General features: G+C 37.1%; 5 protein-coding genes. 4 read left to right on the top strand and 1 reads right to left on the bottom strand.

Annotated features, from left to right (window positions below; all coding sequences use genetic code 11):
• Nucleotides 1-97 precede the first annotated feature (97 nt).
• Nucleotides 98-2,614 (bottom strand): hybrid sensor histidine kinase/response regulator, encoded by a 2,517-nt coding sequence (locus F6K40_RS35475; protein WP_293143428.1) that lies wholly within the window; start codon nt 2,612-2,614, stop codon nt 98-100.
• Between the two features lie 869 nt (nt 2,615-3,483).
• On the opposite strand from F6K40_RS35475, the gene metH reads away from it, so the two are divergent.
• The 4 genes from metH (at nt 3,484) to F6K40_RS35495 (ending at nt 10,051) form a co-directional block, all read left to right on the top strand.
• Nucleotides 3,484-7,053, top strand: coding sequence for a methionine synthase (gene metH, locus F6K40_RS35480; protein ID WP_293143440.1), 3,570 nt, complete (start codon nt 3,484-3,486; stop codon nt 7,051-7,053).
• A 145-nt stretch (nt 7,054-7,198) separates the two neighbouring features.
• Nucleotides 7,199-8,800 carry a hypothetical protein gene (locus F6K40_RS35485; protein WP_293143431.1) on the top strand — a complete coding sequence of 534 codons (1,602 nt, stop codon included), beginning with the start codon at nt 7,199-7,201 and terminating at the stop codon, nt 8,798-8,800.
• A 34-nt stretch (nt 8,801-8,834) separates the two neighbouring features.
• Nucleotides 8,835-9,677, top strand: coding sequence for a P-loop NTPase family protein (locus tag F6K40_RS35490; protein ID WP_293143434.1), 843 nt, complete (start codon nt 8,835-8,837; stop codon nt 9,675-9,677).
• Nucleotides 9,674-10,051, top strand: a complete 378-nt coding sequence (locus F6K40_RS35495) for a hypothetical protein (RefSeq protein ID WP_293143437.1) — start codon at nt 9,674-9,676, stop codon at nt 10,049-10,051. Before F6K40_RS35490 ends, F6K40_RS35495 begins: the two co-directional genes overlap by 4 nt.
• Nucleotides 10,052-10,789: the final 738 nt, after the last annotated feature.

Consider the following 10,789-nt stretch of genomic DNA (forward strand, 5'->3'; position numbering starts at 1 on the left):
CTTACGATCTTACAGAAAATGATTTGATCAGGAAATTTTACAACTCTAGTTTATGGTAAATAAAGGGCAAGTTTATTTTCTGGAGATGTCTATTAATTTATTCCTTTTTTTCTAAAAAACTGATAATAAAATCTTCTATTTTATCGGCTTGAAAATCATCTGCCCACTGTAAAACTGGTTCAGTAAAAGAAGTATATTTTTGTTCTAACTGCTGAAGTTCTTCAGCTTTTTCGGTCAAATTTTTCAGACTCCCTCTCCGCGCTAAGTCAAGTAATATTTCTAACTCTTCCAATGGTGGAGGTAAGATTTTAGAGTAGTCAATAACTATATTTGAAATTGACTGCGAATTTATTTCCACTTTTTCTGTTTGAGCATATTTCCATTCAATTTCTAAATGGGTTTCTATCATCTTAAACAATTCCTGTGCATTAACAGGTTTAGGAAGAAAATCATCCCCACCAGCATCAAGACTATATTGGCGATCTATATTTGATACAGAAGCTGAAGAAATAATCACCCGTAAATCTTTGAGTTCCTCTGAAGTCCGCAGTTGCCTAAGCATCTTAAAACCATCCATTACTGGCATATATAAATCTGTAATGGTTAAATCTGGCTTAAGTTGTGCTATTTTAGCTAATCCTTCAGCACCATTTTCTGCCTCCGCAGTAATAAAACCAATTGGTTGCAGTAAATTAATCAGTACGGAGCGATTTTCCCAGCGATCGTCAATAACTAGAATAGTTTTTTGTCCTCCTTCGTAACCAACAATTTGTTTTCCCTCTAAATTAGAAACTGATTGCACCCAGTCACAACTCAGGGGAAATTTAGTCGCAAAGGAAAATGTACTGCCAACACCTAGTTGACTTTCTACTTGAATCTTTGAACCCATGAGATTAACAATTTGACTGCTAATAGCTAACCCTAATCCTGTTCCTTCAGACTTCTTCATTCGCTCTCCTACTTGTTCAAAGGGAGCGAAGATAGTCTCAATTTTTTCTTTTGGAATACCAACCCCTGTATCTTGAATTTTAAATTCAATTGTTTTAGATAGATCGGAGTTAGAATCAGGTGTTGTCTCAATTTTATTTTCGGATAATTCTACACTCTGACTTAACTGCTCTTGGCAATTTTTAACTTGAAAAACTACTTTACCTGTATCAGTAAATTTGACTGCATTACCTAACAAATTAATTAAAACTTGGCGCAAGCGTTTTTCATCTGCGATTATGCCATCGGGTAAGTTGGGATCTTCTTGATAAATCAACTCAATTCCTTTTTGCTTTGCTCTAATGCGAATCATTTCTACAACTGCTTGCAAGAAAGAAGGAAGATGAAAATCGTAGGGTTGCAGATCGAGTTTCTGAGCTTCTATTTTGGAGATATCCAGAATATCATTGATCAGAGTTAACAAGTGGGAACCACATTGATGAATAATTTCAATTCCTTTGCGTTCTTTTTCTCCCCAAGACTGAGAATGATTCAGAATTTGAGTGTAACCGAGAATTCCGTTGAGAGGGGTGCGTAACTCATGACTCATATTTGCTAGGAACTCACTTTTAGCTTGGTTCGCAGTCTCAGCAGCTTCTTTTGTCTTTTTGAGTTGACTTTGTTCAAATGATTGTACCCTCCACAATACTATAATCATAGTAGCGCCTAAACTTAGCACTACAAAAGCCATCAGATTGAGTTCTTTAAGTTGGGATTCAATATTTTCTCTAGGAATAATTAAACCCAAAGACCAATCTGCTTCTTCTATTGGAATGTAAGCAACATAAACTTTTTTCTCATTTATTTCTACTAATTCTATCCCCTTTTCCTGAGCTACCATTTTTCTCGCAATATCCTTTAGGTTGGGATTTTCCGATGATAAAAAATTGGTAGTAGATTTTTTGGTGTTGCCGTTTATATTTTGCTCAGGGGTAAATATTGACTTGCCTTGAGAATTCAGAGCAAAAGCATAACTGTTAGGGCCATATTGCAAACTATTGACGACTTCTCTCATGCGATCTACTGGGATTCCACCTGTTATCATTCCTATTGGTTGTTTGGTATTATCAGAGTCTGACCAAACAGGAGCAGCGACGAAAACCATAAGAGTATCTAAGGTACGAGAAATTACCGGATCGGAAAGATATACTTGACCAGCCATTGCTAGTTTAAAATGTTTGCGGTCTTTGACATTAGCTTTGGCCTTACCTACTTTGGTGTTATAGTAGGAACCGTCAGGATTAATCATTGCAAAAAAGAAAATATCTTGCGATCGCGATTCTTGAGATTTTAAGAAAGGTTCAACTATTGACCAGTTCATAGTTCGGAAGGTAGGGGTATTGCCTATAGTGTGTGTTTTAACTTTTCTACTAGCTAACCATTTATCAATATTATCAGCTCCTATCTGTACCTCCAACAAAGCATTTTTTTTCAAGTTGTCTAAAATCAAATCCCGCACAACTTTATAGCCATAAAAAGCCGAAATACTAACTATTACAGTCATACTCCCAACCAACAAACGTAACATCAAGTTGTAGGTTGATTTATGATTTTTTCGGCTATTTTGCCACCATTTTTTTAACTTTTGATAAGTTTTAATTTGTGGTAGTTGCTCAATTTTTAGCATAAGTGTTTTATTCTTCTGTATTGAATCATATATTCAGTCTTTCAAGAGGGTTTTTAATCGCTATAATTAATTTGTATAACTGTCATTATATATCAGTTACTTAACTGAGAAAATTTTGAGTAAAAATTTAACCAAAACCAAGGGGGATTAATATATATGATCATTATCTATATATAGTTGTCAACTAATATTGTATCTTTGCAGCAAATAAATATAGTATATTAATAATTATTGAGGATATAATTTATAATTCATCAGCAACTGAAGCATCATTTTAATAATTACGAGTTAATTTGAGTTATAGCACTATAAAAAACTGTTAGAGCATTAATAAATTTGAAATCTTTGAAAAACAATAGTTTTGATTAGAGCCGATAGTTGTTTGCGCAGCATTCCAGAACGTAAATGCTTAAAACTATATTATTTAACAAGTAATATAATAAAAACCTTGTAAATAGCAAAACCAAAGCCGGAAATAGGTATATAGATAATTTCTCTCATCTGAAACCTATGTCTTGGTTTGATATTTATTTCTACTTAGTTACCGAATAATGAATAATAAATAATTAATAATTATTCAGCTTTATTAGCCTCCCCAATAAAGGGGGAAAAACGGTCGTTTGCTCCCATGAGTAGGATGGGATGGATGGATTACCTAACCATATCCAATCAACCAAGAAAAAAGAAATAATATTTCCTTATATTCAATCTGATGCTTTTAACCTTATGTAATTATCCATTATCCATTATTCATTATCAATTAATGAATTAGCACCCCATAATCCATACTATCATATAGAAAGTAAATTGATTTTAAACTCTTAAAAGGGTAGTATAAATACTAACACCTAAATATTAAATACTCAATGATGAATAGCCAATTTTTAAATCGTCTCCATAGTCCAGAACGCCCGGTTATCGTTTTTGATGGGGCGATGGGTACTAACCTACAAGTCCAAGAACTAACTGCTGAAGACTTCGGCGGTGCAGAATATGAAGGTTGTAATGAATATCTTGTCCATACTAAGCCAGAAGCAGTCGCCAAGGTCCACCGAGATTTCCTCGCAGCAGGTGCGGATGTGATAGAAACTGACACATTTGGTGGGACAAAAATTGTCTTAGCAGAATATGATTTATCAGACAAAGCTTACTATCTTAATAAAACAGCAGCGGAATTAGCAAAGTCTGTTACTGCCGAATTTTCTACCCCAGAAAAGCCTCGATTTGTGGCTGGTTCAATGGGACCAGGAACTAAATTGCCTACCCTCGGACATATTGATTTTGACACCTTAAAAGATGGTTTTGCCGAACAAGCAGAAGGTCTTTGGGATGGGGGAGTAGATTTATTTCTTGTGGAGACTTGTCAGGATGTTTTGCAAATAAAAGCTGCTTTAAATGGTATAGAAGAAACCTTTGCGAAAAAAGGTGAACGTCGCCCCATCATGGTGTCAGTAACTATGGAATCTTTTGGCACTATGTTAGTTGGTTCTGAAATTAATGCTGCTGTGACAATTTTAGAACCTTATTCTATTGATATTTTAGGATTAAATTGCGCTACTGGTCCCGATTTAATGAAGGAACATATTCGTTATTTGTCGGAAAATTCTCCTTTTGTTATTTCTTGTATTCCTAATGCTGGTTTACCAGAAAATATCGGCGGACAAGCTCACTACAAATTAACTCCTATAGAGTTGAAAATGGCATTAATGCACTTTGTTGAAGATTTAGGAGTACAAGTTATCGGCGGTTGTTGTGGTACTCGTCCAGACCATATTAAAGCATTAGCTGAAATTACTCAAACTCTCACACCAAAAGAACGAGAATATAAGTATGTTCCTTCAGCAGCTTCTATTTATTCTTCGGAAACTTACGAACAAGATAACTCCTTTTTAATTGTTGGGGAAAGATTGAATGCTAGTGGTTCTAAAAAATGTCGAACTTTACTCAATAATGAGGATTGGGATGGCTTAGTTGCTCTGGCAAAATCTCAGGTAAAAGAAGGGGCACATATTCTTGATGTTAACGTTGATTATGTGGGGCGCGATGGGGTGAAAGATATGCACGAATTAGCATCTCGCTTAGTCACAAATGTTAATTTGCCTCTGATGTTAGACTCCACAGAATGGGAAAAAATGGAGGCTGGTTTAAAGGTTGTCGGTGGTAAATGTTTGCTCAATTCTACTAATTATGAAGATGGAGAACCTCGTTTTTTTAAAGTATTAGAATTGGCGAAAAAATATGGTGCTGGTGTGGTAGTTGGAACGATTGATGAAGATGGAATGGCTCGAACGGCAGATAAGAAATTTGAAATAGCAAAACGAGCTTATGATGCAGCAATAGAATACGGGATTCCTGCCCATGAATTGTTCTTTGATACTTTAGCTTTACCAGTTTCTACAGGTATTGAAGAGGATAGGGAAAATGGCAAAGCAACAATTGAATCTATTAAAAGGATTCGAGAAGAATTGCCAGGTTGTCATATAATGCTTGGGGTTTCTAATATTTCATTTGGATTAAATCCCGCAGCAAGACAAGTGTTGAACTCGGTATTTTTGCATGAAGCAATGGCAGTAGGTTTGGATGGTTCTATTGTTAGTGCGAGTAAGATTTTACCCATGTCAAAAATTGAACCAGAACATCAAGAAGTTTGTCGAAAACTAATATATGACCAACGTGAATTTGATGGGGATATTTGTACTTACGACCCTCTGACTGAGTTAACAACAATGTTTGAGGGTAAAACAACTAAAAAAGACCGTTCTGCTACACAAAATTTACCAATTGAAGAACGTTTAAAACAACATATTATTGATGGGGAACGTATCGGTTTAGAAGATGCTTTAGCAAAAGCGTTGGAAACATATCCGCCACTAGATATTATCAATGTCTATTTATTAGATGGCATGAAAGTTGTGGGAGAATTATTCGGTTCCGGGCAAATGCAATTACCATTTGTATTGCAGTCTGCTCAAACCATGAAAGCAGCAGTTGCTTATCTACAACCTTTCATGGAAACAGAAGAGTCAGGAGAGGATAATTCTAAGGGAGTTTTCGTTATTGCAACTGTCAAAGGAGACGTTCACGATATTGGTAAAAATCTCGTGGATATCATTCTTTCCAACAACGGTTATCGGGTAGTTAATTTAGGAATTAAACAACCAGTTGATAATATTATTGCTGCTTACCGAGAACATAATGCTGACTGCATCGCCATGAGTGGTTTGTTGGTGAAGTCAACCGCATTTATGAAAGATAACTTGGAAACATTTAACGCAGAAGGTATTACAGTTCCCGTAATTTTAGGTGGTGCTGCTCTTACGCCGAAATTTGTTCATCAAGATTGCCAAAATACCTACAAAGGTAAGGTTGTTTATGGTAAAGATGCTTTTTCCGACTTGAATTTCATGGATAAGTTGATGCCAGCAAAATCAGAAAATAAGTGGGATGACATCAAAGGATTTTTAGGTGAGTTTGCCGAAGAAAACGGTAATGGTAATGGTAATGGTAATGGCAAAGTTGCTACCGAAGTTAAGTCCGAAGAAAAAGAGGAAACTAAACCTGCTGCTCCAGTTGTCATAGATACGCGACGTTCCGATGATGTAGCAGTAGATATCGATCGCCCCACACCTCCATTCTGGGGAACCAAGTTATTACAACCAGAAGATATGCCATTCGAGGAATTATTCTGGTATTTAGATTTGCAAGCGTTGACAGCAGGGCAGTGGCAATTCCGCAAACCCAAAGAGCAGTCACGAGAAGAATATGATGAATTTTTAGCTGAGAAAGTTTATCCGATTCTGGAAACTTGGAAGTCACGGGTAATTGCAGAAAAGTTGCTGCATCCCCAAGCAATTTATGGTTATTTCCCTTGTCAAGCAGAAGGAAATACACTTTTAATCTACGACTCTGAGGAAGTGACTCAAACTGGAAAAGCAACAAAAGTTGTGAACAGTTTTGAATTTCCCCGGCAAAAGTCAGGACGACGGTTGTGTATTGCAGACTTCTTTGCTCCGAAGGATTCGGGAATTGTTGATGTGTTCCCCATGCACGCGGTAACAGTAGGAGAAATAGCGACTGAGTTTGCTCAGAAATTATTTGCTGCGAATGAGTATACAGATTATTTGTATTTCCACGGTATGGCGGTACAAACTGCTGAAGCAATGGCAGAATGGGTACACGCTCGGATTCGTCGAGAGTTAGGTTTCGGTGCAGAGGATGCGGATAATATTAAGGATATTCTGAGGCAGCGTTACCAGGGTTCCCGTTATAGTTTCGGTTATCCTGCTTGCCCAAATATGCAAGATCAGTTTAAGCAGTTAGACTTGTTGGATGTGAAAAGGATTGATATGTATATGGATGAGAGTGAGCAGCTTTATCCTGAACAGTCTACGACAGCGATTATTACTTATCATTCTGCGGCGAAATATTTTAGTGCGTAGTTGGATATAGTTTAATTTAGGGTGGGCAATATGCTCACCTTAAAAATAGAATTTAGATGTTACAGCAGTCCGGAAACTTGCACTGGACAATTGTAGTAAATAAGATCAAACCATATTTCCAACTTGCACTTTTGGGGAGGCCGTTTTGAACTTATATTGGATTGGGCAAATTTTACCCTCACTTGGTTCTTTTTTCACTGCTTTAGTATATGTCAGAAATGCCGATAAAGCAGGGACTATTAACTTGGCATTGGCACAAAAACAACGCAATACACAGTTGGCAATAGCACAGTCGCAGCGCCAAACGCAGCTAGAGATAGCATACCGGAACCTAGAACAAACTGGAGGAATAGCTCTGAGACAGCAACAGACACAGTTAAAACTAGCAGCTCTGAATATTGCTTATCAAAAAGAATTGGAAGACAAGAAGCAGGATTTCCAGATAGGACTTGAAAAAAGTCGGCAACATTTTCAGGAAAGGATGGAATACTTGAAGTTTGGGCAGGAATTTACGCTGGAGCAAGCTAGAGAAACTTTTCAGTTAAAGTTGAACAGCCTGCAATACCAACAAAAGTTAGAAATTCAAGAGTTTATCCAGAGTGTAAATTCGGCAATTGCTCAGAAAAATCTAGATTTTCAAAAGTGGCGAAATGAACAGGAAATAATTCTCCAGAAAGAATTAGCTACTTACAATCGTCAAACCCAATTTGCTATTGCTGCTTATCAACGAGAAACTACATTTCTGTTACCTCAAGTCCATAAAATTTTTGAAAATTGGCCTTTAACATTAGTTCCAGCCCAGATTCTTGATTCCCATCATGGTGATGGTTATGTACCTATGCGAGTGCTAATCTCACCCCCAGAGGTAGATTTTGATAAATTTGAGCAAGCTTCCAATCAAGATTTTCCTAAAATAGAGAAACGATTGGCTGAAGGATTAGGACAATTTTTAAGTTCCAATTATCCGCTAAACGGTGCAATAAGGCCAACAGAACTGTTGGATGGTGCTTGGGAAGAAAGTAAGCGGTTTGGAGGTGGTGCAAGTATAAAATCCCTATTTGGAATGTTGAAATCTGAACCCATGTTGATTCTGGAGTCAGATGTTGACGGTAATTACATGAATTTACGGGTTGCCTACTGGGGTGTGGGAACAGAAAAATATTATTACGAACGAATTATTTCTCGCTTACCTTTCCGAGACATACTCTATGAATCAGCAAAAAATCGTGCTTTAAAGTGGAAGGCAGAAGTTAGAGACAAATTATTAGCAGACGGAATGAGCATAGAAGAAGTTAATCAAAAATATGGAGAAGACAATGCTATCAATTTAGCAATCCTTGAGGAAGATGAAGAGTTTCAACGAGATGGAATAAATATACCTCGTAACTACAGAGTTAATCCTCAAGATTGGGATTATCTTTGCCAAATTTTAGTAAGCTGCCATTGTTTGATCACAGGTTGGATTGTTGATGCTCATTTTTTGATTAATTATGATGTCAATCCTTTATTGCCAGAGTTGTTACCTAATTTGTTGGTTGATGAGTCGGCGTTACCTCTTAAGGAAGTAGTCAAATCAGTTGTTTCTGGTTATCAAGAATTGTTTAAGGCTATAGCGATCGAACAGCCTTATAGCATACCAGAATTAGCATTAAAGCTAGCAAAGGGGTTAACGAATTTATCAGATAAATCTTTCGCCAATGAAATGATTGATTATTCTCTTCAAGCCAGATTAGACCTTAATTTATAAATTCAAGACTTACATAATACCAGGAGATACAACTATGAACCGAGAAGAGCTACTTAAAGCATTAGAATCTACTTTAGTTAAAGGAGATTTGCCGTTTGTTCAGGAACTTCAGGAAGTTTTACTTCAACTGGGAGATCTAGAAAGTTTAGCTCAGATGGAGTCAATTTTAAAGAAAGCTAAGAATTTGCAATCCCAACCTTCAATTGAAGCTAATAATAGCCAAGTTGACAATTTAAACCAAAGGAATATAAATTCGTCGAAGCCACCAACGATCAATTTGAGCGATCCTTTACCAAAGCTTCCCTTGCCTCTACGAATGCGGGATGAATCTCAAATCATTGAATCTTCTGATCCAGAAAAATTTTCTCCTGTTTACGAGTTGCCATTAAAAGAGGAGATGAAAGACACAGAGAAAATGCTTTCTAAGCGCCATGTTGGTCAACCAATATTTCCTCAACCTTTAGAAAAAGTTCTTATGCTTGTAGGTGCCACAGGAACGGGAAAAAGTACATTAATCAATGGAATGGTTAACTATCTTCTAGGAGTTGAATGGAAGGATGACTTTCGATTTAAGCTTATTACAGACGAAGGAGGGCAGTCTCAAGCTCATAGCCATACTAAATTGATTACTGCTTATACAATACACAAAGTGGAAGGTTTTCTGGTTCCATATACTCTAACGATTGTTGACACTCCAGGGTTTGGAGACACTAGGGGGTTGAAGGGGGATAAGTTCATCACTAACCAAATTCGAGAATTCTTTTCTATGCCCAATGGCATTAGTCATATTGATTGTATCGGCTTTGTCACGCCATCTTCACTAGCACGGTTAACACCAACACAAAAATACATTTTTGATGCTATACTCTCTATATGATTCAAAAAACACAAAGATCCTTACGTCGTTTAGATGAAATTGCCCTCAAGCCCAACCCTTTGACAGAACTGGAATATATCGATCTTTTGATTGAGTCGGAAAAGCAAGAGGCAAAATTTGGATGGCAGGAGCGAGTCAAATATTATCAGGGTGCTAGAGAGTTTGCTATAACTTTAGCCAATACAAAAGATGCTACAGGTATTGAGAAAGAAGAAAATATTAAGGAGTGGGCGAAAAAACTAATATCAAAGCTTAAAGACGATAAGATTCAGCAGCTTGAAAGATTGACAGCCAAAACAAAAGATTCTACTCCTTTGTCTGGGGTGGAAAACTTTGGAAACGAGATAGTCAATTTGCTTAACAAACCTCAATAATTTGTCAAAAGTAGTGCGGGCTTTTTTTAGCCCGCTAGCAAACATATTTGTCCTTATAAGCCAGTTTTGAATTAGCAAAATAAATTACTTTTGACATACTCCCGACGTTGCGCTTACGCAACATAACGATAACGATGACGATGACGATGACTAACGCGGGATTCTTCAGTCAGCAAAAACTGACCGCTGTTTTAACAGAGGTGATGTCCTCCCCCTGTGATAAGGCTTATAATAACAAAATCCTCCTAGCTTGTGTCTTGGGCTTATAAACGTTTAGCTTATGGAGGTATCCGAATCTTGGCCCTGGCTTTCATCCCGACGCTCCCCTGCGGGAGAGCGCGGGACTTCCCGCCAGGGAAGTTAAAAGAGGTAGCCAATATACTCACCTTTCTCCATTCTTCCTCCTATAGAATCCATTTGGTATCTTTTGAATAAGTTGAGGTTTGAAACTGATGGTTCAGGTTTGGGACTTCAAGGTTTCAGCTTTGGGCCATCTCAGTTGACTCCTAACCTAACTACTCATACTTTTAAGCGCAAACTCTCTTGTTGACAAAACCAATAATTTGGTTTATCTTTGTTTTTAGGTTAAATCCTGTAAATGTTATAGTAATAAAGTAAGCTTTACTATTGGCCAAGAGTTGAGGTAAGAATCATGGGTACTAAACAAGCGTCTATTTTATTAGGTATCTCTCGTCAACGTTTATTAGTTTTACTTGCTCAAGGAAGAGTCAAAGGAGC

The organism is Okeania sp. SIO3I5 (assembly GCF_010672085.1).
Taxonomy (GTDB): domain Bacteria; phylum Cyanobacteriota; class Cyanobacteriia; order Cyanobacteriales; family Microcoleaceae; genus Trichodesmium.

Bases quoted from the DNA above. Each gene is read 5' to 3' on its own strand.
- F6K40_RS35475 (WP_293143428.1), bottom strand. From the start codon at position 2,614: ATGCTAAAAATTGAGCAACTACCACAAATTAAAACTTATCAAAAGTTA.
- metH (WP_293143440.1), top strand. From the start codon at position 3,484: ATGAATAGCCAATTTTTAAATCGTCTCCATAGTCCAGAACGCCCGGTT.
- F6K40_RS35490 (WP_293143434.1), top strand. From the start codon at position 8,835: ATGAACCGAGAAGAGCTACTTAAAGCATTAGAATCTACTTTAGTTAAA.
- F6K40_RS35495 (WP_293143437.1), top strand. From the start codon at position 9,674: ATGATTCAAAAAACACAAAGATCCTTACGTCGTTTAGATGAAATTGCC.